This window comes from Lentzea alba, from assembly GCF_011067745.1.
GTDB lineage: Bacteria > Actinomycetota > Actinomycetes > Mycobacteriales > Pseudonocardiaceae > Lentzea > Lentzea alba.
In genome coordinates, this window is the sequence record NZ_JAAMPJ010000003.1 from 36389 (window position 1) to 62179 (window position 25791).

Annotated in this window: 25 protein-coding genes; 18 read left to right on the forward strand and 7 right to left on the reverse strand. The window is 68.2% G+C overall.

The window, feature by feature from the left end:
- The first annotated feature begins 241 nt into the window (after positions 1 to 241).
- The 5 genes from G7043_RS12575 (at position 242) to G7043_RS12595 (ending at position 3537) form a co-directional block, all read left to right on the forward strand.
- Complete coding sequence (locus tag G7043_RS12575) at positions 242 to 670, forward strand: hypothetical protein (protein WP_166045795.1); 429 nt, start codon at positions 242 to 244, stop codon at positions 668 to 670.
- Positions 671 to 683: 13 nt separating this feature from the next.
- A complete protein-coding gene (locus G7043_RS12580) occupies positions 684 to 1340 on the forward strand; it encodes an O-methyltransferase (protein ID WP_313887830.1) in 657 nt (218 codons plus the stop codon).
- Between the two features lie 118 nt (positions 1341 to 1458).
- On the forward strand, positions 1459 to 2409 hold the full coding sequence (locus G7043_RS12585) for an LLM class F420-dependent oxidoreductase (RefSeq protein ID WP_166045796.1): 951 nt from the start codon (positions 1459 to 1461) through the stop codon (positions 2407 to 2409).
- A gap of 2 nt (positions 2410 to 2411) precedes the next feature.
- Entirely contained in the window at positions 2412 to 2981 is a 570-nt protein-coding gene (locus G7043_RS12590) for a TetR/AcrR family transcriptional regulator (protein WP_166045797.1), read from the forward strand.
- Between the two features lie 43 nt (positions 2982 to 3024).
- Positions 3025 to 3537, forward strand: a complete 513-nt coding sequence (locus tag G7043_RS12595) for an MmpS family transport accessory protein (protein ID WP_166045798.1) — start codon at positions 3025 to 3027, stop codon at positions 3535 to 3537.
- Here the strand turns inward: G7043_RS12595 and G7043_RS12600 are convergent.
- Complete coding sequence (locus G7043_RS12600; protein WP_166045799.1) at positions 3524 to 3973, reverse strand: peroxiredoxin; 450 nt, start codon at positions 3971 to 3973, stop codon at positions 3524 to 3526. The genes G7043_RS12595 and G7043_RS12600 overlap by 14 nt on opposite strands.
- A gap of 31 nt (positions 3974 to 4004) precedes the next feature.
- Here G7043_RS12600 and G7043_RS12605 point away from each other — a divergent pair, with 31 nt between their 5' ends.
- Positions 4005 to 4916 (forward strand): LacI family DNA-binding transcriptional regulator, encoded by a 912-nt coding sequence (locus G7043_RS12605; protein WP_166046337.1) that lies wholly within the window; start codon positions 4005 to 4007, stop codon positions 4914 to 4916.
- Here G7043_RS12605 and G7043_RS12610 read toward each other — a convergent pair.
- A complete protein-coding gene (locus G7043_RS12610) occupies positions 4909 to 5256 on the reverse strand; it encodes a hypothetical protein (protein WP_166045800.1) in 348 nt (115 codons plus the stop codon). The two genes, G7043_RS12605 and G7043_RS12610, sit on opposite strands and share 8 nt — an antisense overlap.
- A 22-nt stretch (positions 5257 to 5278) precedes the next feature.
- Between G7043_RS12610 and G7043_RS12615 the strand changes: the two genes are divergently transcribed.
- The 6 genes from G7043_RS12615 (at position 5279) to treZ (ending at position 13939) form a co-directional block, all read left to right on the forward strand.
- Positions 5279 to 5704, forward strand: coding sequence for a RidA family protein (locus tag G7043_RS12615; RefSeq protein ID WP_166045801.1), 426 nt, complete (start codon positions 5279 to 5281; stop codon positions 5702 to 5704).
- 105 nt (positions 5705 to 5809) lie between these two features.
- Positions 5810 to 7624: a 4-alpha-glucanotransferase gene (locus tag G7043_RS12620; protein WP_166045802.1), complete on the forward strand. Its 1815-nt coding sequence runs from the start codon at positions 5810 to 5812 to the stop codon at positions 7622 to 7624.
- Positions 7625 to 7717: 93 nt separating this feature from the next.
- Positions 7718 to 8023, forward strand: coding sequence for a hypothetical protein (locus G7043_RS12625; protein WP_166045803.1), 306 nt, complete (start codon positions 7718 to 7720; stop codon positions 8021 to 8023).
- A gap of 62 nt (positions 8024 to 8085) precedes the next feature.
- Positions 8086 to 10191, forward strand: a complete 2106-nt coding sequence (glgX, locus tag G7043_RS12630; protein ID WP_166045804.1) for a glycogen debranching protein GlgX — start codon at positions 8086 to 8088, stop codon at positions 10189 to 10191.
- The gene (treY, locus tag G7043_RS48250; RefSeq protein WP_166045805.1) at positions 10191 to 12269 is read left to right on the forward strand and encodes a malto-oligosyltrehalose synthase; all 2079 of its coding nucleotides are present in this window, start codon (positions 10191 to 10193) and stop codon (positions 12267 to 12269) included. The genes glgX and treY overlap by 1 nt, the downstream gene beginning before the upstream one ends.
- Complete coding sequence (gene treZ / locus G7043_RS12640; RefSeq protein ID WP_166045806.1) at positions 12266 to 13939, forward strand: malto-oligosyltrehalose trehalohydrolase; 1674 nt, start codon at positions 12266 to 12268, stop codon at positions 13937 to 13939. Before treY ends, treZ begins: the two co-directional genes overlap by 4 nt.
- Here treZ and G7043_RS12645 read toward each other — a convergent pair.
- Positions 13858 to 14202, reverse strand: a complete 345-nt coding sequence (locus G7043_RS12645) for an ANTAR domain-containing protein (RefSeq protein ID WP_166045807.1) — start codon at positions 14200 to 14202, stop codon at positions 13858 to 13860. The two genes, treZ and G7043_RS12645, sit on opposite strands and share 82 nt — an antisense overlap.
- A 218-nt stretch (positions 14203 to 14420) precedes the next feature.
- Between G7043_RS12645 and G7043_RS12650 the strand changes: the two genes are divergently transcribed.
- The 3 genes from G7043_RS12650 to G7043_RS12660 all read left to right on the forward strand — a co-directional run bounded on the left by G7043_RS12650 (position 14421) and on the right by G7043_RS12660 (position 15737).
- Complete coding sequence (locus G7043_RS12650) at positions 14421 to 14600, forward strand: CsbD family protein (RefSeq protein WP_166045808.1); 180 nt, start codon at positions 14421 to 14423, stop codon at positions 14598 to 14600.
- Positions 14578 to 15201, forward strand: a complete 624-nt coding sequence (locus G7043_RS12655; protein WP_166045809.1) for a UdgX family uracil-DNA binding protein — start codon at positions 14578 to 14580, stop codon at positions 15199 to 15201. Before G7043_RS12650 ends, G7043_RS12655 begins: the two co-directional genes overlap by 23 nt.
- A gap of 278 nt (positions 15202 to 15479) precedes the next feature.
- Positions 15480 to 15737, forward strand: coding sequence for a helix-turn-helix domain-containing protein (locus tag G7043_RS12660; protein WP_086668709.1), 258 nt, complete (start codon positions 15480 to 15482; stop codon positions 15735 to 15737).
- 67 nt (positions 15738 to 15804) lie between these two features.
- On the opposite strand, the gene G7043_RS12665 is transcribed toward G7043_RS12660, so the two are convergent.
- The gene (locus G7043_RS12665) at positions 15805 to 16983 is read right to left on the reverse strand and encodes a cytochrome P450 (protein ID WP_242642236.1); all 1179 of its coding nucleotides are present in this window, start codon (positions 16981 to 16983) and stop codon (positions 15805 to 15807) included.
- Between the two features lie 162 nt (positions 16984 to 17145).
- Here G7043_RS12665 and G7043_RS12670 point away from each other — a divergent pair, with 162 nt between their 5' ends.
- On the forward strand, positions 17146 to 19953 hold the full coding sequence (locus tag G7043_RS12670; RefSeq protein ID WP_166045811.1) for a glycosyl hydrolase family 95 catalytic domain-containing protein: 2808 nt from the start codon (positions 17146 to 17148) through the stop codon (positions 19951 to 19953).
- Positions 19950 to 21944 carry an NPCBM/NEW2 domain-containing protein gene (locus G7043_RS12675; RefSeq protein WP_313887831.1) on the forward strand — a complete coding sequence of 665 codons (1995 nt, stop codon included), beginning with the start codon at positions 19950 to 19952 and terminating at the stop codon, positions 21942 to 21944. The genes G7043_RS12670 and G7043_RS12675 overlap by 4 nt, the downstream gene beginning before the upstream one ends.
- Here the strand turns inward: G7043_RS12675 and G7043_RS12680 are convergent.
- Positions 21898 to 23223 (reverse strand): amino acid permease, encoded by a 1326-nt coding sequence (locus G7043_RS12680; protein ID WP_313887832.1) that lies wholly within the window; start codon positions 23221 to 23223, stop codon positions 21898 to 21900. The genes G7043_RS12675 and G7043_RS12680 overlap by 47 nt on opposite strands.
- A gap of 115 nt (positions 23224 to 23338) precedes the next feature.
- Between G7043_RS12680 and G7043_RS12685 the strand changes: the two genes are divergently transcribed.
- Positions 23339 to 23809 carry a hypothetical protein gene (locus G7043_RS12685; protein ID WP_166045813.1) on the forward strand — a complete coding sequence of 157 codons (471 nt, stop codon included), beginning with the start codon at positions 23339 to 23341 and terminating at the stop codon, positions 23807 to 23809.
- Here the strand turns inward: G7043_RS12685 and G7043_RS12690 are convergent.
- The gene (locus tag G7043_RS12690; RefSeq protein ID WP_166045814.1) at positions 23784 to 24317 is read right to left on the reverse strand and encodes a CAP family protein; all 534 of its coding nucleotides are present in this window, start codon (positions 24315 to 24317) and stop codon (positions 23784 to 23786) included. The two genes, G7043_RS12685 and G7043_RS12690, sit on opposite strands and share 26 nt — an antisense overlap.
- A 391-nt stretch (positions 24318 to 24708) precedes the next feature.
- On the reverse strand, positions 24709 to 25671 hold the full coding sequence (locus tag G7043_RS12695) for a LacI family DNA-binding transcriptional regulator (RefSeq protein WP_166045815.1): 963 nt from the start codon (positions 25669 to 25671) through the stop codon (positions 24709 to 24711).
- Positions 25672 to 25791: the final 120 nt, after the last annotated feature.

Sequence of the window (25791 nt, forward strand, 5' to 3'; positions counted from 1 at the left end):
TCCGTGCGCGAACGGGTGCTATCAGATTCCCATCGACATCCGCAGTCCCGAAGATCCGGTCGATCGCGCCGTGCACCGGTGGTTTCTCGGTCATCACGGTGCATTTCTGGTCTGGAGGTTTCTTTCGGATTCACTCGATCGGTTGATACGCGAGCCTGATTCGCAACTAGTCCGCCTCGCTGCGCTTGGATATGACGCGTACTCGGTGATGCTTGCCTATTCGGGCAGTTGTTCCCGTGAGGTGTACGAGGACGTCATCCGGCCGATGATGGTGGCGTTCGACCCGGCGTTCAGCGGGCGGTGGGCACGTGACTACGAGCCCGTGCCCGGTCTGCTGCGCCGGGCCCGTACCGCACTGGGGCCCGTGGCGGCCGCACCGCTCTCCACCGCGAGCAAGGCGAACCTGTTGGCACACATGGAGGTCATGCGCAAACTCGTGCCCGGCGGCAACTCGCTGCTGCGCGAGTCGGGGCGAACGCGCGTGCCCACCACCGACGCCGAGCGCGCCCGGTTCGACGAGTTCTTCCTCGTCAGCCGGGAGAACGTGTGCGTGAGCCGCCATCACGCGCACCGCGCCGCGGTCCTGTCCGCCATCGGTCGTGACCTCGCGGAACACCCGCTGCGGCCCGAGTACGGAGAGACACTCAGGACGTTCGTCACCCGACTATGAGAGAAGGCCGCGCGTGAACGACTTCAAGGCCGTGGTCATGACCCCGCAGATCTACCGCTACGTGCGCGAACAGGCAGGCCGGCCCAGCGCGGTGCAGGAGAAGCTGATCGCCCGCACGCTGGAGCTCGGCGACTCGGCGGAGATGCAGATCCCGCACGAGCAGGCGGTGCTGCTGTCCCTGCTGGTCAAGCTCACCGGCGCGCAGACGGTGGTCGAGGTCGGCACGTACACCGGGTACTCCACGCTGGCGTTCGCGCAGGCGCTTCCCCCGTCCGGCAAGGTCATCACCTGCGATCTCTCCGCCGAGTGGACGGCGATCGCGGAGGAGGCCTGGCAGGCCGCGGGTGTGCGCGACCGGATCGACCTGCGGCTCGGCGCGGCCGCGCAGACGCTCGCCGAACTGCCGGACGAGCCGGTCGTCGACCTGGTGTTCATCGACGCGGACAAGGTCGGGTACGTGCACTACTGGGACCTGCTGGTGCCGCGGGTCCGGCAGGGCGGCCTGCTGCTCGCGGACAACACGCTCTACTACGGCGAGGCCGCCGCGGAGCAGCCGGAGGGCAACGCCGCCGCGATCGACGCGTTCAACAGGTTCGTGCGCGACGACACGCGGGTGGAGTCGGTGCTGGTGCCGATCGCGGACGGCCTCACGCTGGCCCGCAAGAAGTAGAGGTGCGGTGCAGCCCCGACTGGTGGTCGATGAAGGGTCCCTTCATCCCGAGCCGCGGTTGTGGGCATACCGACCGGTCGGTAGGGTGGTCTCCAGTCGCTGAACCTGGAGGCGTTCCATGGCTCGTTGGGGTATCACGCTGCCGCTGCTCGGCGTGCCGGTGCTGGAGCACCGCGCGCTGGTGTCCGAGCTCGCCGGGCTCGGCTACACGGACGTGTGGTCGGCCGAGACGACCGGCACGGACGCGTTCACGCCGCTCGCGCTCGCCGCGCAGTGGTCCTCCGAGCTGCGCTTCGGCCCGGCGATCGCGCCCGTCTACACCCGCGGCCCGGCGACGCTCGCGATGACCGCGGCGACGCTCGCCGAGGTGACCGGCGGCCGGTTCGTGCTGGGCATCGGCTCGTCGTCGCCCGCGATCGTGCAGCGCTGGAACGCGATCCCGTTCGAGGAGCCGTTCAAGCGGACCCGCGACACGCTGCGCTTCCTCAAGGCCGCGCTGGCGGGCGAGAAGGTCACCGCCGAGTACGACACGTTCGCCGTCTCGGGCTTCAAGCTGGAGCGCCCGCCGGTCGAGAGGGTGCCGATCATGCTCGCGGCGCTGCGGCCGAACATGTTGCGCCTCGCCGGTCGCGAGGCCGACGGCGCGATCACGAACTGGCTGGCCGCGTCGGACGTGGCACAGGTCAGGGAGGAGCTCGGCGAGTCCGAACTGGCGGCGCGGATCTTCGTGTGCCCGACCGAGGACGCCGACGCCGCGCGGGCGTTGGGGCGCATGCTGATCAGCACCTACCTGACCGTGCCCGCCTACGCGGCGTTCCACGACTGGCTGGGCCGCGGCGAGGCGCTGCGCCCGATGCGCGAGGCCTGGGCGGCGGGCGACCGCAAGGCGGCGTCGAAGGCGATCCCGGACGAGGTCGTCGACGCGCTGATCGTGCACGGTTCGGTCGGCGAGTGCCGGGCGCGCGTCGCCGAGTACCAGACCGCCGGCGTCGACACCCCGATCATCGCCCTGCTCCCGACCGGTGGCGACCAGGTGGAGCAGGTACGCGCGCTGGCGCCCAAGGCCTAGCGATGCCGAGCGCGACCGAGCAGAAGATCATCGACGCGGCCGTCCGCCTGTTCGCGGCGCAGGGCTACGACGCGACCTCGGTGCAGGAGATCGTGGCGGCCGCCGAGGTGACCAAAGGTGCGCTGTACCACTACTTCCGCGCGAAGGACGACCTGCTCTTCGAGATCTACCGGCTGCTGATCACGTCCCAGTCGGCCGACATGGACCGGATCATCGGCCTCGGGCTGTCCTCGGCCGACACGGTCCGGGAGATCCTGGTGTCGCTGGTCGTCTCGACGGCCGAACGGGTCGACGAGACCGCCGTGTTCGTCCGCGAGCTGCACCGGCTCGGCGAGGACCGGATGACCGAGTTCCGCGCCGAGCGCCGCCGGTACCACGAGACGTTCCTCGCGGTGATCGAGAAGGGGCAGGCGGACGGGTCGTTCAGCTCCGGCGTGCCCGCGGACACCGTCGTGCGGATCGCGTTGGGCGTCGTGAACCAGCTGCCCATCTGGTACCGGCCGGACGGGCCGAAGCCGCCCGGCCTGCTGGCGGAGGAGATCGCGGACTTCGTGCTGGCGGGCCTGCGGTAACAGCGGGCGGGACGAGATCGACTTCCGTGGTGAGGGGGTCGTCATGTCGTCAGGTATGCCACCGGAGTACGGCCTCGCGCCGCCGCTGCACGAAGTGCCCCGGTCGCCGAAGTGGCCGTGGGTGTTGCTGTTGATCGTCGCGCTGCTGGCCGTGGGCAGTGTCGCCTTCGGCCCGCGCGTCGTGGAGGCGGTGCAGCGGCAGCTCTCCGAGGAGTCCGCCGAGGACCCGGTGATGTCGGTGCGGGCTCAGCCCTCTCCTGCCACTGCTCCCGGCGTCGCCAGGAAGACCGTGGTCTTCGAGGTGACCGGCACCGGCGAGGCGTTCAACATCACCGCGACCGTCGGCTCGACGGTGCGGAACCCGATGAACGTGCCGTTGCCGTGGACGCAGACCATCGAGGTGCCCGCCGGCGAGCCGTCCGCGTCCGTGATGCTCGTCGTGGTGGCGGGCCCGGACGGCGCCGAGGTGCACGGCAAGTACACGATCGACGGCAAGACCGTCCGGGAGGGCAAGGCGTCCGGGCCCTACGGCGTGCTGACGATCACCGACTCCTGAGCGCCTCCAGCGCCTTGTCCGCGTGCGAGTTCATGGAGAACTCGCTCTTGATCACCTCGATGATCTCGCGGCCGGTGCCGATGACGAACGTGTGCCGCTTGACCGGGATCGGCCCGAACCGGCGCTTCACCCCGAACTGCTCGGCGACCTCACCGTCGACGTCGGCCAGCAGCGGGTAGTCGAAACCGTTCAGCTCCGCGAACTTCTTCTGCGTCGCCACGTCGTCGCGCGAGATGCCGACGCGCTGGGCCCCGGCCTCCTCGAACTCCTTGGCGAGGTCGCGGAAGTGGCAGCTCTGCGCGGTGCATCCGGCCGTCATCGCGGCGGGGTAGAAGAACAGCACCACCGGGCCGTCGTTCAGGAGATCGGACAGCTTGCGCTCGGTGCCGTCCTGGTCGGGCAGGGAGAAGTCGGGGGCGAGGTCGCCGGGCTTCATGGATCTCCAATACGCTCGGGCCGTGACCAGCATGTCCGATGTGGCCAAGGCCGCAGGGGTGTCCGCTGCGACCGTATCGCGGGCTCTGCGCGGCGAACCGGGCGTGTCCGAGGCGACGCGGCAGCACGTGAGCGAGGTCGCGCGGCGCATGAAGTACGCCATCGCGCGCGACGCCTCGTCGCTCGCCGGCGGGCGCCGGTACGCGATCGCGGTGCTGACGTCCGAGGTCAGCCCGGTGCTGGCGGGAGCGGAAGGCGCGCTGCGGCAGGCCGGGTACGACGTGCTGCTGTACGTGCTCGGCTCCTCTGACGCGCGGGCGAAGTTCTTCGACGAACTGCCGCTGGGACGCCGCGTCGACGGTGTGCTGTTGCTCTCCATTTCCATGACCTCGGCCGAACAGTCCGCGTTGGAGTCGCTCGAGGTCCCGCACATCACGGTCGACGACGCCGACCTCCGGCACGCCCTGCGGACCGCGGTGGCGCATCTGGTGGCGCTGGGCCACCGGGACGTGGCTCTGGTGCTGTCCGACGGAGTCGACGAGTCGTACGACGAGATCCTGGTGTCGGCAGGCCTCGAAGTGCGTCCGGAGTGGACGGTGTGGTGCTCGCCGACCGTGGACGGCGGCGAGCAGGTGGTCGACGTGCTGCTCGACGGCGAACGCCTGCCGACCGCCGTGATCAGCTCGAACGGGGCCGCCGCGCTGGGCATCTACCTGCGCATGCAGCGGGACGGGCGCGCGGTGCCGGACGAGCTCTCCATCGTGTCGCTGGACGGGCAGGAGCTCACCCGCGTGGTCGGGCTGACCGCGGTCGAGGGTGCGGCGAAGGAACAGGGGGAGCGGGCGGTCGCGGACCTGTTCACGTTGATCCGGGGCGGGGAGATCGAACCGGCCGAGCACCACGTGCGGCTGGTCGTGCGGAACTCGAGCGGACCCGTCAGCTGACGAAGCGCAGCTTGCCGGGCTCGTCGCCCTCGGGAAGCGCGACCAGTTCGTAGGTGAGGACTTCGCGGCCTGACGGTGTTGGGCGACTGAGGCTCGTCCGGGCACCGAGTTCCACCGGCGCGTAGATGTCCGTCTGCCCTTCGAGCGGTCCATCCACGTAGACGGCTTCGCACACGCGGATCTCGGGAGCCCGCCGCACCTCGTCCAGGCCGTATCGCGCAGCGATCTCGTCGTCGGACGCGTCGGCGTCGACCAGGACGAACTCGTCGCTCGGCAACAGCAGTCGCCGCTTGCCGGTCGCGGCGTCCAGCCGCGCGCCGAGCACACCAATGCGTTCCACCTCCCCAAAGTACTGTGGCGCCATGCCCGCCGAAGAACGTCTGACCCAGTTGCCCGCGCTGCCGACCACGCCCGGCTACGCCCACGCGGTGGCGGTGACCGGGAAGCTCGCGTTCATCTCCGGGCAGGTGGCGGTCGACGCCGCCGGCTGCGTGGTCGGGGTGGACGACCTGGCCGCCCAGACGCGGCAGGCGTTGAGCAATCTTCATCACGTGATCGAAAATCTTGGCGCCGACTGGTCGGATGTCATCAAGTTCACCTGGTTCGTGCTGGACGCCCGTGAGGTTCAGACCATTCGTGACGTGCGGGACGAGATTCTGCGGCCCGCGCTTGGCGAAGTGCACAACCCGGCCAGCACGCTGGTTCAGGTCGCGGCGTTGTTCGGGCCCGATTTTTTGGTCGAGGTGGAGGCCGTCGTGGCGATTCCAAGCCAAGCATCGGATGTTTAAGTAAATGCATCTCTTGGTAAGCGTCCCAACTGGCCTGCACCCTTCGGGTGACCAGGGACCATTTGCTCTGGTAATACGCACCGAGCTGTGACATAGCTTGTAGTTGTGGAGGAGTCGGTGGCGCGGCTGGCGGACGCCTGGGGCGTTGCCACTCGGTACGAGAACGCGGACCAGCAAGAGGTCACCGTCGACACCGAGGTCGTCGTCAAGATCCTCGCCCAGTTCGGCGTCGACGCGTCCACTGAGGACTCCGTGGCCCGTGAGCTCGCCGCGATCGAGGCGAAGAGGGCCGAGCGGACGCTGCCGCCCACGATCGTGATCCGCGAGTACGAGACGTACGACCTGCGCGGCCCCGCGACGATCGACCTGGAGGACGGCACCAGCTTCGACACCGACCGGCACCTGCCGGACTCGCTGCCGCTCGGCTGGCACCGGATCCGCACCGAGAAGCAGACCATCACGCTGGCCGTCGCACCCAGGACGCTGCCGGACGTGCCGCACACCTGGGGCTGGATGCTGCAGCTCTACGCGGCGCGGTCGAAGGACTCGTGGGGGATGGGCGACTTCGCCGACCTCGCGACGATCGCGCGTCGCTCGGCCCTGGAGCTGGACGCCGGCGTCGTGCTGGTCAACCCGGTGCAGGCGCCGTCGCCGACGCATCCCGTCGAACGCTCGCCGTACTCGCCGACCAGCCGCCGGTTCGCGAACCCGCTGTACCTGCGGGTCACCGACACCGCCGAGTTCCTGCAGGCCTGCCCGCGCACCCGGCAGCTCATCCGCGACCTCCGGCCCGAGAACCAGGACCTGATCGACTACGACGCGATCTGGGACGCCAAGAAGCAGGCTCTGGAACTGCTGTTCCCCGGCGGCGACGTCGAGATGGACGCCGAGCTGGAGAAGTTCGCCACCTACTGCGCCCTCGCCGAGATCCACGGCAAGGACTGGCGGAAGTGGCCCGCGGACCGCGAAGACCCGGCTCCGGAACGAGTGGCGTTCTACGCCTGGCTCCAGCACCTCTGCACCCGCCAGCTCCAGGACGTCCGGCTGGCCGCCCACGAGGCAGGTATGGCCATCGGCGTCATCCACGACCTCCCGGTGGGCGTCGATCCGGGCGGCGCGGACACGTTCGCCGACCCCGAAGCGTTCGCCATCGACGTCACGGTCGGTGCGCCACCGGACGCGTTCAGCGCGGACGGCCAGGGCTGGGGGCTGCCGCCGTGGCGCCCCGACAAGCTCGCCGAGTCCGGCTACCGGCCGTTCCGGCAGGTGCTGCGCAGCGTCCTGCGGCACGCCGACGGCATCCGCATCGACCACGTCGCCGGCCTCTGGCGGCTGTGGTGGATCCCGCCGGGCGAGCCGCCGTCGCGCGGCACCTACGTCTACTACGACGCCGACGCCATGCTCGGCGTGCTCGCGCTGGAGGCCTACCGGGCCGGCGCGGTCGTGGTCGGCGAGGACCTCGGCACGGTCGAGCCGGTCGTCACGAAGACGTTGCAGGAGAACGGCATGCTGACCAGCGCCGTCCTCTACTTCCAGCGCGACTACTACGCACCAGGGCACCCGCTGATCCCACCGTCGCAGTGGAACCCGAACCAGATGGCCAGCATCTCCACGCACGACCTGCCGACCGCCGCGACCTTCTTCGCGGGGGAGGACGGCCCCGACTTCGATCAGTTGATGCGCCAGGAGGGCATCGACCCGCGCGATCGGGTCGCCGGCGCCCACGAACTGCTCGCGCAGGCACCCTGCGCGTTGGTCCTGACCTCACCTCAGGACGCTCTGCGGGAAACCCGGCAGCCCAACGTGCCGGGCACGATCGACGAGCACCCCAACTGGAGAATCCCCCTGCCGGTGGCACTGGACGACTTCTTCCCCCGCGTCCGGGAGATCACCCGGCCACTCCGCAGCCGTGGTAGATGAAACTTCTACGTAACGGCAGGTCACGCGCCTGCGGAGTACTGTAAGGCCGTCACCCGACGGCGGACGACGAACGTTTTGGAGGTGGCGTACCCGATGAGCTCAGCCGTGATGAGCACGCGGACACCAACCGGCGTGCTTGAACTGGCCGTCGAGCAGGTCCTCGCTTCGGTGAGACCCGCTGCACTCGGCGACCCGGTGGTCGGGGCACGGCGCGCGGAAGAGTCCCTGCGTGACGCGCTGCGGGACGCTGGTCCCGTGGAGGACAACATCGCCCTGCAGCACGCGCTGGCGTGCGCGGAGGCCGCTTGTGAACACCTGAAGTACTGCGAGATCCAGGAAGCACGCACGTTGCTCACGGCCGCACGTGGGCAGTTGGTACTTGCACACGAAGGAGTGTGATGCCGGTCCGGTGTTAGGCGGATAGGGTCGTTGGGTAGCTGTTGCTTGTGACGAGGAGCATCGTGCGACCCTGGCCTGGAAGGCCCTACCCGCTGGGCGCCGGATATGACGGCGTTGGCACGAATTTCGCCCTGTTCTCCGAAGTCGCGGAGTACGTGGAACTCTGCCTCTTCGACGAGGACGGCACCGAGACACGTGTGAGGCTGCCGGAGGTGGACGGTTTCGTCCACCACGGCTATCTGCTGGGCGTGGGACCGGGGCAGAAGTACGGGTACCGCGTGCACGGCCCGTACGACCCCGCACGAGGCCTGCGGTGCAACCCCAACAAGTTGCTCATCGACCCGTACGCGAAGGCCATCTCCAACGGCCTGTCGTGGGACGAGGCGTTGTACGGGTACAAGTTCGGGTCGCCGGACGAGCGCAACGACGCCGACTCCGCGCCGCACGTGCCGAAGTCCGTGGTGGTGAACCCGTTCTTCGACTGGACGAACGACAGGTTGCCGCGGACGCCGTACAACGAGAGCGTCATCTACGAGACGCACGTGCGCGGCCTCACGATCGACCACCCCGAGATTCCGCCGCGGCTGCGGGGCACGTACGCGGGCCTGGCGCACCCGGTGATGATCGATCACCTGATCAAGCTCGGGGTCACCGCGGTCGAGCTCATGCCGGTGCACCAGTTCATCAGCGATCACACGCTGGCCGAGCGCAGGCTCAGCAACTACTGGGGTTACAACACCATCGGGTTCTTCGCGCCGCACGACGGCTACTCGGCGTTGCCGTTGAACCAGGTGCAGGAGTTCAAGGGCATGGTCCGGGCGCTGCACCAGGCCGGGATCGAGATCATCCTCGACGTCGTCTACAACCACACGGCGGAGGGCAACCACCTCGGGCCGACGTTGTCGATGCGCGGTATCGACAACGAGGCGTACTACCGGCTGGTCGAGGACGACCCCAAGTTCTACACGGACTACACGGGCACCGGTAACTCGCTGAACGTGCGCACACCGCACACGTTGCAGCTCATCATGGACTCGCTGCGGTACTGGGTCACCGAGATGCACGTCGACGGGTTCCGGTTCGACCTCGCGGCGACGCTGGCCCGCGAGTTCTACGACGTGGACCGGCTGGCGACGTTCTTCGAGGTCGTGCAGCAGGATCCGGTGGTGTCGCAGGTCAAGCTGATCGCGGAGCCGTGGGACGTCGGGCCCGGCGGGTACCAGGTCGGCAACTTTCCTCCACTGTGGACGGAGTGGAACGGCAAGTTCCGCGACACCGTCCGCGACTTCTGGCGTGGTGAGCCGGCGACGCTGGGCGAGTTCGCGTCGCGCATCACCGGCAGCAGCGACCTCTACCAGGACGACGGGCGGCGGCCGTACGCGTCGATCAACTTCGTGACGGCGCACGACGGCTTCACGCTCAACGACCTGGTGTCGTACAACGAGAAGCACAACGAGGCGAACGGCGAGGACAACCAGGACGGCGAGAGCCACAACCGGTCGTGGAACTGCGGTGTCGAGGGGCCGACGGACGATCCGGAGGTCCTCGCGCTGCGGGCGCGGCAGCGGCGGAACCTGATGGCGACGATGTTGTTGTCGCAGGGTGTGCCGATGATCGTGAACGGTGACGAGTTCGGGCGCACGCAGCACGGCAACAACAACGCGTACTGCCAGGACAACGAGGTCTCGTGGGTCGACTGGTCGTTGCTCGAGACCAACGCCGAGCTGGTCGAGTTCACCTCGGCGCTGGCGGCGTTCCGCAAGGCGCACCCGGTGTTCCGGCGCAAGCGGTTCTTCGCGGGCCGGCCGATCCGCAAGGGCGAGGAGCTGCGCGACATCGCGTGGTTCACGCCGTCCGGCGAGGAGATGACCGAGCAGAACTGGGAGGACGACTTCGGCAAGTCGATCGTCATCTTCCTCAACGGTGAGGGCATCCCGGACCTCGACGCGCGCGGCATGCGGGTGGTCGACAACTCGTTCCTGATGGCGTTCAACGGCCACTACGAGGACATCCAGGTGACGTTGCCCGACCTCGAGTACGGTCCTGAGTGGATGGTCGTGGTCGACACGGCGACCGGGCAGGTCGGCAACGGTGAGAAGCCGATCGCCGCGGGCGGGCAGCTGAACCTCACCGCGCGGTCGCTCGTCGTGCTGCAGAGGGTGGGCTGATGGGCGCGCCCTCCTCCACCTACCGCGTCCAGTTCACCCCGTCCTTCACCTTCGCCGACGCCGCCGGAATCGCGGATTACCTGGCGCGCCTCGGTGTCGGCGCGTTGTACGGGTCGCCGATGCTCGACGCGCGGGAGGGTTCGACGCACGGTTACGACGTGACCGACCCGACGCGCGCGCGGCCGGAGCTGGGTGGCGACGACGGGCGCAGGGCTCTGCAGAAGCGGCTCGACGAACTTCAGCTCGGGCTGGTCGTCGACATCGTGCCGAACCACATGGTCGTGCCGAACCCGTGGTGGGAGGACGTTCTCGCACACGGCCAGGAGTCGAAGTACGCGCGGTTCTTCGACATCGACTGGTCGTCGGGCAAGGTGCTGCTGCCGGTGCTCGCGGAGGACGCTGAGGACGAGGTCCACGAGCATTATCTGAAAGCGAACTGGCGGCGTGGCAACACCGAGCTGAACTACCGGCGGTTCTTCGACATCACCGAGCTCGCGGCGGTCCGGGTCGAGGATCCCGAGGTGTTCGAGGCGACGCACCGCGAGGTGTTGTCGTGGGGTGTCACGGGGTTGCGGATCGACCACCCGGACGGCCTGGCCGATCCCGGTGGTTACTTCCGCCGGCTGCGCGAGCACTTCGACGGCTGGCTGGTCGTGGAGAAGATCCTCGGGCCGGACGAGTCGCTGCCGCAGAGCTGGCCGGTCGACGGCACGACGGGCTACGACGCGTTGCGCGAGATCTGCGGTGTGTTCATCGCACCCTCGGACAGGTTCGACGGCGACTTCCACGAGGTCGAGCACGCGTCTAGGCAGCAGGTCGCGGACTCGATCCTGGTGGCCGAGGTGCGCCGGATCGCGCGGCTGGTCACGGGGGTGCCGTTCGAACAGGCCTGCGCCGCGGTCGCCGAGGTGATGGTCAACTTCCCGGTGTACCGGTCGTACCTGCCGGAGGGCTCGCGGTACTGGGAAACCGCGGTCGCGCGGTCGAAATCACCTGCTGTGCGCGCGTTGGACGAGCAGGTGCGTGCGGACCCGCACGGTGAGCTGGCGACCAGGATCCAGCAGACGTCCGGCATGGTCGTCGCGAAGGGCACCGAGGACACCGCGTTCTACCGGTACACGAACTTCGTGGCGCTCAACGAGGTCGGCGGCTCGCCGGACAGGTTCGGGCTGTCCGTCAGCGAGTTCCACCAGCGGGCGGCGAACAGGGAAGCCGGCGAGCCGGACGCCATGACCGCGTTGTCGACGCACGACACCAAGCGGTCCGAGGACGTGCGGGCCAGGTTGGCCGTGCTGGCGGAGATCCCGGACGAGTACCTGGCGTTCGAGGCCGCGATGACCGAGAAGCACGGCATTTCCGAGCCGTCGCTGAACCGGCTGGCGTGGCAGTCGCTCGTCGGCGCGTGGCCGCTCACCGAACAACGGCTGGGCCAGTACCTGGAGAAGGCGTCCCGCGAAGCCAAGATCAAGACCTCCTGGGTCGACCGGAACCCCGAGTTCGACGCCGAGGTGGCCGCGTGGCCCGCGAAGGCGCTGAACGAGCCCGAGGTCTCCGCGTTCGTCGAACGGATCAAGGCTCCCGGCTGGTCGAACTCGTTGGGGCAGAAGCTGGTCCAGCTCACCGCTCCGGGCGTCCCGGACGTCTACCAGGGCACCGAGCTGTGGGACTTCTCGCTGGTCGACCCGGACAACCGCCGGCCGGTCGACTACCAGGTGCGCCAGGAGCTGTTGGAGCGCATCGAATCCGGCTGGTTGCCGGAGGTCGACGACTCGGGTGCGGCGAAGCTTCTCGTTGTGCAGAAGGCGTTGCACGTGCGCAAGCGAGGCCTGCACGGTTACCGGCCGCTGCACGCCGAGGGGCCGGCCGCCGAGCACGTGCTGGCGTTCGAACGGTCCGGCGTGATCACGGTGGCGACCCGGCTACCGGTCGGGCTGGAGCAGAAAGGCTGGCAGGACACGGTTCTGCCGCTGCCTGGTCCGGAGTGGACGGACGTGCTGACCGGACGGCCCGCGACCGGGGACCTGGCGTCGTTGCTCGACCGCTATCCGGTGGCACTGCTGGTGCGAGGGGAATCGTGAGCTTTTCGGTCTGGGCACCCACGCCCGAGTCGGTGCACGTGCGCGTCGACGGTTTCGACCACGAGATGAAGCGCGACGGCGACTGGTGGCGTGCAGAAGTCGAAGGCACGGACTACGCGTTCGTCATCGACGGCAAGGCGTACCCGGATCCGCGGTCGTTGTGGCAGCCCAACGGTGTGCACGAGGCCTCTCGTGTGTACACACACGACTTCGAGTGGAACGACAGCGGGTGGACCGGCCGTGCGTTGCCGGGCGGCGTGATCTACGAGCTGCACATCGGCACGTTCACGCCGGAGGGCACGTTCGACGCCGCCATCGGGAAGCTCGATCACCTGGTGGACCTCGGCATCACGTTCGTCGAGGTCATGCCGGTCAACAGCTTCGACGGTGTCGAGGGCTGGGGTTACGACGGCGTCCTGTGGGGGGCCGTGCACAGTCCCTACGGCGGGCCGGACGGGTTCAAGCGGTTCGTCGACGCCTGCCACGCGCGAGGTCTCGCCGTGCTGCTCGACGTCGTCTACAACCACCTCGGACCGTCCGGCGCGTACCTCGACAAGTTCGGGCCGTACTTCGCCGGGCGCAACGACTGGGGCCCAGGGCTGAACCTCGACGGGCCGAACTCCGACGAGGTGCGCCGGTACGTGATCGACAACGCCCTGCAGTGGCTCGGCGACTTCCACGTCGACGGACTGCGGCTCGACGCCGTGCACGCGCTGGCGGATCGCCGTGCGGTGCACCTGCTCGAAGAGCTCGCGGCCGAGGTGGACGCGCTCTCCGCGAGAGTCGGGCGGCCGTTGACGCTGATCGCCGAGTCCGACCTGAACGACGCGAAACTGGTGACGGCGCGCGAAGGCGGCGGTTTCGGGCTGCACGCGCAGTGGTCGGATGATCTGCACCACTGCCTGCACGTGGCGCTGACCGGCGAGACTTTCGGCTACTACGCGGACTTCGCGGCACCGGGTGCGCTCAAGAACACCTTGGAGAAGGTGTTCTTCCACGCCGGGACCTGGTCGTCGTTCCGGGAGAAGCACCACGGCAAGCCCGTCGACACCGCCCTGATCCCCGGCCACCGGTTCCTCGCGTACACGCAGAACCACGACCAGATCGGCAACCGCGCCACGGGCGACCGGCTGCCGGCCACCGTCTCGACCGGGAAGTTGTTGTGCGCGGCGGCGATCGTGCTGTGCTCGCCGTACACGCCCATGATCTTCATGGGGGAGGAGTGGGCTGCCTCGACGCCGTGGCAGTTCTTCGCGTCCTTCCCGGACCCGCAGCTCGCCGAGGCCGTCCGGACGGGCCGGCGCCGCGAGTTCTCCCGGCACGGCTGGGGCGAGTCCGACGTGCCGGACCCCATGTCACCTCAGACCGTGGAGAACTCACGGTTGAAGTGGGACGAACTGGCTGAGGGCGACCATGCGAGCGTGCTGGAGACCTACAAGGCGTTGATCGCGTTGCGCCGTTCTCACCCCGAGCTGGCCGATCCGCGGTTGCACAGGTTCGTGGTGGAGCAGGACGGGGAGTGCCTCGTGCTGCACCGCGGCACGCTCCGCGTGGTGGTCAACCTCGGCACGACCCCCGTCCCGCTGCCTCAGGGAGACGTGCTGCTGACCTCCTCCACGATCCCGTCGTCGCTGTCGCCGGAGTCGTTCGCGGTGGTCGCGTCGACGTGATCCCACAGCATCTGGTCGGCCACGTTGACGGGCCGTCCGAGGTGCGCGTGCACGAACGCCGTGACCAGCCGGTCGGCGGCGACGTGCAGCTTGATGTTGTGGTGCTGGGAGATGTGCACCAGCAGCTGGAACGCCTGCTGGGGTGTGCAGGGTTTGCGTGCGGCGATCAGGCCCGTGGCCTGCCCGATGACTGTCCGGGACACCAGAGCTTTGCGCAGCCCCGCCACCTCGGCCTCGAGGGCGGTGATTCTCGCGGACGACACCGCCTGCTCCTTTCGCGTCGTCGTGGTCACAGCGGCATGCCGGTGGGACGACGGTGCTGGGGAGCTGCCTTGCGAAAGCGGGAGCACCCAGAGCAAGCCGTCTCATCGGCTTGCGGCTGGGTTCTCAACCGCGAGTGATCACCTTATCAACTGTTTCGGACGGTGCTCGCCGGGTAACCAAAGGGTGTAGCTGACCACGTACTTAAGGAGCCTGATCCATGGGTGCCGACGACAAGTTCAGCAACAAGGCTGAGGAGCTGAAGGGCCGCGCGAAGGAAGCTGTCGGCGACGCCACGGACAACGAGCAGTGGCAGGCCGAGGGCCGCGCAGAGCGCGCCAAGGCCGACATCAAGCAGGCCGGCGAGAAGGTCAAGGATGCCTTCCGCTCGGACAAGTAAAACCGCTGACGCCGCCCAGTTCGTCCCCGAGGGGAAGAACTGGGCGGCGCTGCGTTCGGCGGCCGCCGGCTGCCGCGGGTGTGACCTGTTCCGCGACGCCACGCAGACCGTGTTCGGTGAGGGACCGGTGCCGGCGCCGCTGATGATGGTGGGCGAGTGTCCCGGTGACCGGGAGGACACGGCGGGTCACGTGTTCGTGGGTCCGGCCGGGCGGTTGCTGGACAAGGCGTTCGCCGCCGCGCGAATCTCCCGCGACGACGTCTACCTGACGAACGCGGTGAAGCACTTCAGGTTCACCGAGCGCGGCAAGCGCCGGATCCATCAGACGCCGCGACGCGGTGAGGTCGTGGCTTGCTTCCCGTGGTTGCGCGAGGAGATCCGGGTCGTGCGGCCGGAACTGATCGTCGCTCTGGGATCCGTGGCGGCGAAGGCGTTGCTGGGGCCGTCGTTCAAGCTGACCGAGCACCGGGGTGAGGTGCTGGAGCACGACGGGTTGCGGGTCGGCGTGACGGTGCACCCGTCGGCGGTGGTGCGAGCCGAGAACTTCACCGAGGCGCTCGACGCGTTCGTGGCCGATCTCGTGGCCCTGAAGAAATCCTGAAACCTGTCCTGGAACGGGACAACCCCCGGACGACTCCTGCGCGAGCAGGCCGAGCGGGACCAGCGCTCGAAGTCCGGGGGTCGGGTGGCTGCCTGGGTTTACGACTAGGCGTCACCAAAGGCGGTCCTAGCGGACAGCCACCTCACGAGTCCTGTAGCTATACAACTTTGGACCACCTCCTCTCTTGTGTACCTCGAACCTATGTCGTGATCGGCTGGCGTCGCAACGGACTTTTCTCACGCGGTTCGACTTGCGTGATTCGCGTAGAATCCGCACTCATGGTGCGCATTCCCCTGACGTCGACGGAGCGGGAGCGCGGCAGGCGGCTCGGTCAGTTGCTGCGGGACGCCCGCGGCGAGGAGAGCATGGTCGAGATCGCGGCCCGCGCCGGGTTGTCGGCCGAGACGGTGCGCAAGATCGAGACTGGACGTGCTCCCACGCCGTCGTTCTTCACCATCGCCGCGCTCGCCGGTGCGCTCGGCATCTCGCTGGACTCGATCAACGAGCTGCTGGCGCCGCAGAGCCGATCGGCCTAGGCAGGCCCTGTATCGAGGTCTGGATCCGCGACTCTCATCGAACCCAGACCTCGACACAGGCCCTACGTCACCACGTGATCATCATGGCCAGCGGACCCCGCATGGCCATGCCGGTCCGCCACTTCACCTCCTCGGCCAGGCGCAGTCCGGGGAACCGGTCGAGGATCGCCGTCAGCGCGACCTGGACGTCCATCCGCGCGAGCTGCGCGCCGATGCAGTGGTGCGGTCCGTGTCCGAACGTCAGGTGGCCCTTGGCGTTGCGCGTCACGTCGAACCGGTCGGGATCGGCGTACTGACGCGGGTCCCGGTTGGCCGCGTGCTTGGCGAGCAGCACGGGCTCGCCCGCTTTCACGGTGCCACCGCTCAGTTCCACGTCCTCCACCGCGTACCGGGGCAGGATGTCGGAGATCTCCTGTGCCGGAATCCACCGCAGCAGTTCCTCGACGGCGGCGGGCATCAGTTCCGGCTGGGCGCGCAGCAGGTCGGCCTGGTCGGGATGCTGCAGCAAGGTGTAGATCGAGTTGGCGATGTGCGCGGCGGTGGAGTCGTAGCCCGCGCCGAGCAGCAGGACCGTGAGCTGCACCAGCTCCTCGCCGGTGAGCCGGTCCCCTTCCTCCTGCGCCACCACCAGTGCGCTGATCAGGTCGTCTTCCTGGTGCACGCGTCGCTGGTCGGCGAGCCCGGCGAGATAGCCCGCGAGCTCGCCGATCTTCGCCAGCTTCTCCTCGTCGGTCATCGCGGTGATCGACATGAAGGCCGCGGCCAGGTCCTGGAAGTGGTCGCGCTCGGCGTAGGGCACGCCGAGCAGGTCGCAGACCATCAGCCCTGGCAACGGAACCGCGTACGTGGTCACCAGGTCCGCCGGTGGGCCGGCCTTCTCGATCTCGTCCAGCAGCTCGCCGGCCAGTCGTACGGCGCTCGCCCGCAGCTGTTCGACGCGACGCACGGTGAACGCGTGCGCCAGCAGACGGCGCAACCGGGTGTGGTCCGGTGGGTCGAGGTCCGTGAGGATCGCGCCCATCCGTTGTGGCCCCATGCGCGGGGTGTCCCGCACCGCGGCCTGCGCGAGGCTGAACCTCGGGTCGCTGAGCGCTAATCGCACGTCGTCGTATCTGGTGAGCAGCCAGCCCTCTTCCCCGTGGGGGAGCTGGACTCGGGCGAGAGGTTCGTCCTCACGCAGGCGGCTGTACAGCGGGTCGATCTCGAGCCCGTCCACCGGACCGAACGGGTAGGAACGCACGGACATGGGCATCCTCCAGTTTCTTGCGGCGCGGTCATCGTACGGCCGGTAAACGCTTTCATCCGAGGGTTGACTGGTCTTGACCACCCCTGAGGGTCGTCCTAGGCTGCGATCGTAGGTACACCTCCGATCTTTGGTCGCTGCCGCCGCGGGCCTGAAAGGTGTTCTGTGGATCTGTCGCGGCGCGGTTTGCTCGGTGGAGTGGTGGCGGGGGCGGCGCTCACGGCGTTGCCGATCACGGCGAGTGCGGATCCGGGGAACACCGGGTGCGCCACGAGGATCGACTGGGAGCGGTTCCTCGGTGAGCAGGACCTGGTGTGGCAACGGATTCCGCGCGCCTGGTACGAGGGTCCCTTCCTGGGCAACGGTTTCCTCGCCACGGCGGTCTACCGCGAGCCCGGCGCGAACGCCGTCCGGTTCACCGTCGACCACGCGAAGGTGCAGGACCACCGGCCGCAGTTCGGCAACGAGTGGGGAGTGGCGCGGCTGCCGGTGGGACGTCTGCTGCTGACACCGGTCGGCAGGATCACCGGCGTCGACCTCAGGCTCGACCTGTGGAACGCCGAACTGCGCGGGAAGATCAGCACGGACCGGGGCGAGCTCGCGGTCAGGTTGTTCGTGCACGCCGAGAAGTCGTTGCTGCACCTGGAAGTGCGGCCGTCCGGCGGTGAGCAGGACGTCAGGCTGGAGTTCCTGGCGCTCGACGCGCTGAGCCCGCGCACCATCCGCGAACCACCGCCCGCGACGTTCCCGCTCAACCCCAAGCCGGTCACCCGCACCGAGAACGGGCTCACGCTCGTCACCCAGGAGATGGTCGCGGGTGGCCAGACGGCGACGGCGTATCGGGTCAAGAAGTTCCACGGCCGCACGGACTTCCTGCTGTCCGTCGACCACTCGTTCCCCGATCGCACCGCCGAGGTGACGGTCCGCGACGCGGTCACCCGAGCGCCGATTCCGGAGATGCTGCGCCACCAGCACCGGAAGTGGTGGCATTCCTTCTACCGCAAGAGTTTCGTGTCCGTGCCGGACGCGTTGATGCAGAGCTTCTACTGGATCCAGCTGTACAAGCTCGCGTCGGGTGCGCGCCGAGAAGCGCCGATCATGCCCACCACCGGACCGTGGCTGGAGCCCACGCCGTGGCCGTCGGTGTGGTTCAACCTCAACGCCCAGCTCGAATACTGGCCGGTGCTCGCGTCGAACCACCTCGAACTCGACCCGATCCCGCGCACGATCTCGCAGCATCAACAGATCCTGGTCGACGCGCTCAGACCCGAGTTCCGCGCCGACTCGATGGGGTTGCGGCGCAGCACCGACCCGACGTTTCAGGACGCCGGGTTCGTCGGCTCGCCGCTGCACCCGTCGCCGGACCCGGAGATCGGGAACCTGCCGTGGCTCCTGCACAACGCGTGGCTGCACTACCGGCACACCATGGACGAACGGATCCTGCGCGACACGGTCTTCCCGGTGCTGCGCCGATCGACCAACTACTACCTGCACTTCCTGCGCAAGGGCAACGACGGCAAGCTGCACCTGCTGCCGACCTACTCGCCCGAGTACGGCGTCGCGCCGGACTGCAACTACGACCTCGCGCTGCTGCGGTGGTCGTGCCGCACACTCCTCGACTCCGCGAAACTCCTCAAGATCGCCGACCCGTTGGCGCCCGGGTGGCAGGAGGTGCTCGACCAGCTCGTCGACTACCCGGCCGACGCGGGCGGGTTCATGATCGGCGCCGGGGTGCCGTTCGCGAAGTCGCACCGGCACTACTCGCACATGCTCGCGGTCTACCCGTTGCACGAGGTCAACTGGGAGCAGCCGGAACGCCGCGACCTGATCGAACGCTCGCTGCGGCACTGGCTGAGCTTCGAGGGGTCGTTGCGCGGCTTCACCTTCACCGGAGCCGCCTCGATCGCGGCCCAGATGACCCGCGGCGACGACGCCCTGCGCCACCTGCGCGAGTTCGTCGCCCGGTTCGCCCAGCCGAACACGACGTACTTCGAGGCAGGCCCGGTGATCGAAACGCCTCTCTCCGCAGCGAAGTCGTTGCAGGACATGCTGATCCAGAGCTGGGGCGGGCTGATCCGGATCTTCCCGGCCGTGCCCGCCGTCTGGCAGGACGTGACGATCCACGACACCCGGACCGAGGGCGCGTTCCTGGTCAGCGCGGTTCGCCGGGGTGGCAGGACGCGGTTCGTCCGGGTGCACAGCGAGGCCGGCCAGCCGTGCCGCATCCGCACGGGCATCGAGGGGCCTCTGACCGTGCGGGGCTGCAGCCGGTGGAGTGTCCGCGACGGAGTGGTCGAGCTGGAGCTGCGGCGCGGCCAGGAGGCGTTGATCCACGCGAAGGGCGAGCGGGACTTCACCATCGCGCCGGTCCGGATCACCGTGCCGGCGAGGCGCTGGGGGCTGCCCGCGTTGCCGCCCGGTGGCAGCGCGGTGCCCGTGGACATCAGCGCGGCGCTCGACAACGACGGGCTGTCCAACGAGTTCACCAGCCGTGACGGCGACTTCGACGGCCTGGGCAACACCTACCCGGCCGCCCAGTTGCCGCAGACCGGATCGGTGACCGACGACAGCGTCCTGTTCGAGTTCCACAACGGCGATGAGGCGAGCAAGAACAACATCATCGCCAACGGGCAGACGCTCGCCGTGCCGGCCGGGAAGTACGTGAAGCTGCACCTGCTCGCGGCCGCGGACACCGGCAACGTCGAGGCGGATGGCGCGGCGGTGTATGCCGGCGGCTCGGTTCCGGTCAAGTTCCGGGTGACCGCCTGGCAGCAGCGGCCGCAGTTCGGCGAGTCGGAACCCGTTGCCACGACGCTGATGCACACGCCCGCCGGCCCGGTCGCCAAGCAGGTGTCGATCTTCCATCAGACCGTCGAGCTGGACCCCGCCCAGGAACTCTCCGCCGTCACCTTGCCCAGGACGAGCGGGCCACGCCTGCACGTCTTCGCGATCACCCTGGAGAAGCCGAAGTGAGATCACTGCTCACCGCGCTGGCGCTCGTCGCAGCGTCGGTTGCCGTCCCCGCTTCACCCGCCACCGCCGAGGTCGACCCGACCCTGGCCCTGACGCCGCCGATGGGGTTCAACAACTGGAACACCACCGGCTGCGACATCAACGAGCAGATGATCCGCGACATGGCGGACATCTTCGTCACCAAGGGGCTCAAGGACGCCGGCTACCAGTACGTCAACGTCGACGACTGCTGGGCCGACGCCACCCGCGACCCGGCGACCGGACGGCTGCGCCACCACCCGACCAGGTTCCCCAGCGGCATGAAGGCGCTCGCCGACTACGTCCACGCCCGCGGCCTCAAGTTCGGCATCTACACCAGCGCGGGCACCCAGACGTGCGCCAAGACGATGCCCGGAGCGTTGGACCACGAGGAGATCGACGCGCAGACGTTCGCGGACTGGGGCGTCGACTACCTCAAGTACGACAACTGCAACAACGAGGGCCGTCCCGCACTTGAGCGCTACACGAAGATGCGGGACGCGTTGAAGAAGACCGGCCGCCCGATCGTCTACTCGATCTGCGAGTGGGGCCAGAACAAGCCGTGGGAGTGGGGCAAGGGCGTCGGTCACCTGTGGCGCACCACCGGCGACATCAACGACACCTGGTCCAAGACCGTCGAGATCCTGAAGCTGAACGCGCCGCTGGACGCCTATGCCGGGCCGGGCCACTGGAACGACCCCGACATGCTGGAGGTCGGCAACGGTCAGCAGACCACGACCGAGTACCAGAGCCACTTCGCGCTGTGGTCGATCATGGCCGCACCGTTGCTGATCGGCGCGGACCTGCGCAAGGTGTCGCAGGAGCACTTCGACATCCTGCGCAACAAGGAGATCATCGCGATCAACCAGGACAGACTCGGCGTCCAGGGCAAGGTGATCAAGCAGGAGAACGGGCACTGGGTGTTCGTCAAGCCGCTCGCCAACGGCGACAAGGCGGTGGCGCTGTTCAACGAGTCCGAGGTGAACGCGACGATCTCCACCTCCGCGCGGGACCTCGGCTTGCCCCGCAGCATCGGCTACACCGTGCGGGATCTGTGGCAGCACAAGAACTTCCAGTCCGCCGGTCAGATCTCGGCCTCGCTGCCACCACACGGGACCGCGATCTTCCGGGTGAAGGCGTCGCAGGACTGGTACGAGCACGAGCCCGCGATCGACGCCCAACTGGACATCGCCGCCCAGATCCCGGGGATCCCGAGCACCATCACCCCGGCCGGTGAACCGTTCGTGGCCACCGTGACCGCCACGAACCAGGCGCCCGTCCCGGTGCTGAACGCGTCGACGTCGTTCGCCGCGCCCGCTGGGTGGAAGGTCGAGAAGCTGTCTTCAGAACGCGCGCCCGTGCTGCTCACCTCGCAGTCGGTGCAGGGCAAGTGGAAAGTGACGCCGCCTGCCGGGGTGACGCCCGGAGCACACGTGGTGAACGGAGCCCTGAACGTCACCTGGGTCGGGCACGGGAAGCTGTCGCGGCCGGTGAACTCGGGCGTGCTGGTGCCGGTCGCACCGCCGTCGGGCGGCTCGCTGTGGGCCAGTGACGTCAAGTTCACCACCGAACGCAGTGGCTACGGGCCCGTCGAACGGGACAGGTCCAACGGTGGGTACGTCGGCGGTGACGGCAAGACGTTGACCATCAACGGGAAGACGTACGAGAAGGGGCTCGGCGCGCACGCCAACGCCGAGCTGATCCTGTACGTGGGCGGACGCTGCACGTCGTTCTCGTCGGACGTCGGCATCGACGACGAACGCGACGTCAACCAGCAGGGCACCGCGGTCTTCGAGGTCTGGGCGGACGGCGCCAAGGTCGCCTCCAGCGGTCTGCGGACGTGGAAGGACGACGCGGTGTCGATCTCGGGCTCGTTGCAGGGCGCCAAGTTCCTGCGGCTGGTGGTGAACGACAGCGGTGACGGCGTCAGGTTCGATCGGGGAGACTTCGCCGGCGCAAAGCTGACCTGCTGAGCCCGAGGGCCGCGATGACGGCGACGAGCACGCCCGTGGACAGGATCTGACCGCGGGCCTGCTCGTCGCTGAGCATCAGCACGATGATCGCGGCGATCGCGGTCAGGGCCAGCCAGGAGAGGTACGGATAGCCCCACATCGGGACCGTGGGGTGCTCGATCGTGCGCCGCAGGCGGATCTGCGAGATGGCGATGAACGCCCAGACGACCAGAAGCGCCGAGCCCACGGCGTTGAGCAGCAACAGGAACACGGTGTCGGGCCACAGGTAGTTCAGGAGCACCGAGAAGAACCCGAACGCCACCGACGCCAGCACCGCGTTGCGGGGGACGCCGTTCTTCCTGGTCAGCAACGCCTTCGGCGCCTCGCCGCGCTCGGCCAGCGAGCAGAGCATGCGGGCGGCGCCGTAGAGGGTGGCGTTGATGGCGCTCAGCAACGCCACGAAGATGACCACGTTCATGATCTGCCCGGCCGCCGGGATGCCCAGCCGGTTCAGCACCGCCACGTACGGGCTCGCGCCCACCTCGGAATCGTTCCAGGGCAGCAGGGTGACGACCACGGCCATCGAACCCAGGTAGAAGACGAGCAGGCGGGTCATGGAGGTGCGCACAGCCTTGCCGATGGCGTGCTTGGGGTCTTCGGCGTCGGCCGCGGCGATGGTGACGACTTCGAGACCGCCGAACGCGAACACCACGGCCATGAAGCCGGCGACGACCCCGCCCCAGCCGTTGGGCATGAAGTCGGTGAGGTTGCTGAAGCCGGGCGAGTCGACGTTCGGGAGCAGGCCCGCGATCGCGGCCGCGCCGAGCGCGAGGAAGAGGACGATCGCGGCGATCTTGAGGCCGGCGAACCAGAACTCGAACTCGCCGAAGTTGCGGACGTCGGTGAGGTTCACGGCGGTGAGCGCCGACATGAAGATCAGCACCCAGGCCCACTGCGGCACGGCGGGCACCCAGCCCGCGGCGATCTTCGCGGCACCGGTGGCCTCGACCGCGAGCACGACGCCGACCGTTCCCCAGTAGGCCCAGCCGACGGTGAAACCCGCCCACGGGCCCAGTGCTTTTTCGGCGTGCACGGAGAACGCGCCACCGCTCGGGTACTCGGCGGCCATTTCGCCGAGCATGCGCATCACGAGCAGCGCCAGAATTCCGGCAAGTCCGAATGAGATGAGCACGGCCGGGCCCGCCAGCGCGATGCCCGCGCCCGTCCCGACGAATAGGCCGGCGCCGATCACACCTCCCAGCGCGATCATGGTCACGTGCCGTTCCCGCAGGTGAGTCACTGTCTCAAGCCCCGTTCGAGTGTGCCGATGGCGGCCCGATAGTGAGTTCATGGCGGCCGAGAGTCAAATCGTGTGATCAGAGTTACACCACACGGAAAAAGTGAGGGTGAGATCCATGAGCTCGCCTAAGGGAGTACTGCCACAACTCGACACGTTCACGAGTGCCATCGAGAGTTACTCGGACTGGGGATGGCTGGTCCTGCGCTCGGAGAACCGCCTTTTGCTGACCACGGATCACCAGGTGTCCATCGTGGAGCTCGGGGCCGGGATCGGCGGGGAGGTCCAGCACTACCTGTCGATCCGGATGCTCGGGGGACCGGTGGTGGTGTTGCCAGGGGCGCCGCGGAGATGGCTCATCCTCACGTCGTCCGCCGACGAGGCCTCGCAGGTGAACCTGATCCGGCTGCGGGCTCGGGGAGCCTTGACGCACCGGCTGGGGACACTGGTGCCGTTGCCGCCCTCGCGGATCGACCGCGGGGTGGTCGGATGGCTCGGTGAGGCACCGACGGGCAAACCGTTCCTGCCGCCGTACTCGGCTGTCGTGGCGGCGTTGAGATCGGTCACCGAGACAGTCGGGCTGCGCTGACCGGCGGTGGGACGTTGGCCAGGAAGTGGTTCAGGGTGTTGCCGCGGTCGGCGAAGTCGACCACCACGTAGGTGCCGTTGGTGCCTTGCTTGAGGCCCACACCCACGCGCGTGGACGACTTCCAGACCATCGCGGTGAAGTGCAGGACGCCGTAGTCGATGTTGGACTGCGTCATCTCCTTGGCGTAGTCGTAGCCACGAGATTCGCCGTACCAGTTTTCCAGTGCTTTTGTGGCAACTGCATCGATTGCGCGCGTGCGGCTGCCGACCCAGTAGAGGTTCTCGCCGTAAGGGTTGTTCGGGCGGTGTTCGAAACTGTCAGTCTCGTGCAGGTGATCTGCCCATTCCTGAGCGGTATGAGTCACTTCGGAATCGAGGGAGAGGGGGCCGACACCGTGCTTTGCGCGGTAAGCGTTGAGCAGTTCCACGGTCTGGGTGACCGCGTCGGCGGCTAGCGCGGGGGTTGCCGGGACCACGAAGGCTGCAGCCATGGCGATCACGGTGAGCATCGTTCGCATGACAGGTTTTGTCCCCCAAATGGGGTACTTAGAGCAATACCTGGGGTGCAATGGCCCGTCTTGATAGGCGCAGCGTAGCCGTGAAGTCGACAAGGTGTGTGATGCAGGACACAAGGAGGTGATGCGATCTGGGGTGCCCCCACGACCCCCTCGGGTTAGCGGCGACTACCCCGGTTGCGGTGGAAATTCACTCCACAGGACGCGGCCGAGGCTCTACGGTTTGTGATGTCAGACACCACGGAAGTTCTTCGGAAGGAGACGGACATGGACCAATACGAAATTCTCGCCGACGAGGACGGCCACGTTCGCGGGTACGACTAGATCGCACTCGACCGGCCGCGGGAGGGAGTCGACGACGCCTCCCTCGTGGCCCGAGTGGAAATCATTCGTGTTTCGCGGCGGCCGTGGTGCTTGCGCGGATCACGAGGTTGGTCGGAAGTTCCCGTTGCTCCGCAGGGCCACCGTCGAGCAGGCCGGCGAGCAGATCCACGGCCACCTGGCCGGCCTCCTCGGTCGGCATGTGGACCGTCGTCAGCGCGGGCGAGCACATCGCCGCGTACAGGATGTCGTCGAAGCCGGTCACGCTGATCTGCTGCGGCACCTTGACGTCCAGTGCTGCGAGGCGGCTCAGCACGCCCAGCGCCATGAGGTCGTTGTACGCGATGAACGCCGTCGCGCCGGTCTTCAACGCCTGCTCCGCGGCCGTGCCCCCGCCGCCGAAGTTCGCCTCGAACGAGCCGAGCAGCTGGGCCCGGCCGCGCAGCCCCTGCATCCTGCGGTGGTTCGACCACGCCGCCTCGGGCCCGCCGAGGTAGACGTAGTGCTTGTGCCCCAACGACTCCAGGTGCGCGACCACCTGGTCCATCCCGGAGGCGCTGTCCATCAGCACCGACGAGACGCCGGGCACGATGCGGTTGATCAGCACCAGCGGGGTCAGGTCCGCGAGGTCGACGATCTGCTCGTCGGACATCAGCGACGCGCACAGCACCACGCCGTCGACCTGCGCCGCCATCGTCCGCACCAGCTCGGCCTCGGTCCGCGGGTCCTCCCTGCTGTCGCAGAAGAACACCGAGGTGCCCGCCTCGCCGGCCCGCGTCTGCACGCCGCGCAGCACGGCGGGGAAGAAGGGGTTCCCGAGGTCGGGCACCACGATGCCGAGGTTTCCGGTGCGGCCGGTGATCAGGCTGCGCGCCGCGCGGTTCGGCTGGTAGCCGAGTCCCGCCACGACGTCCAGGACCCGTTGCCGGGTCGCCTCCTTGACGAGTCCCGGCGCGCTGAGCGCGCGCGAGACCGTCGAAACGGAGACCTGAGCCTGGCGAGCGACATCCCTGATGGTGACGGCCACGCGTGCATCATGGCAGCCAGAGTCAAGATCGACCCATTCGTCGGATGACTCCCGCTCGCTCGCGCGGTAGCTGAGGTGGACGAAGGGACCCTTCATCGTCGGCTCGTGGGCCGGGCGTGG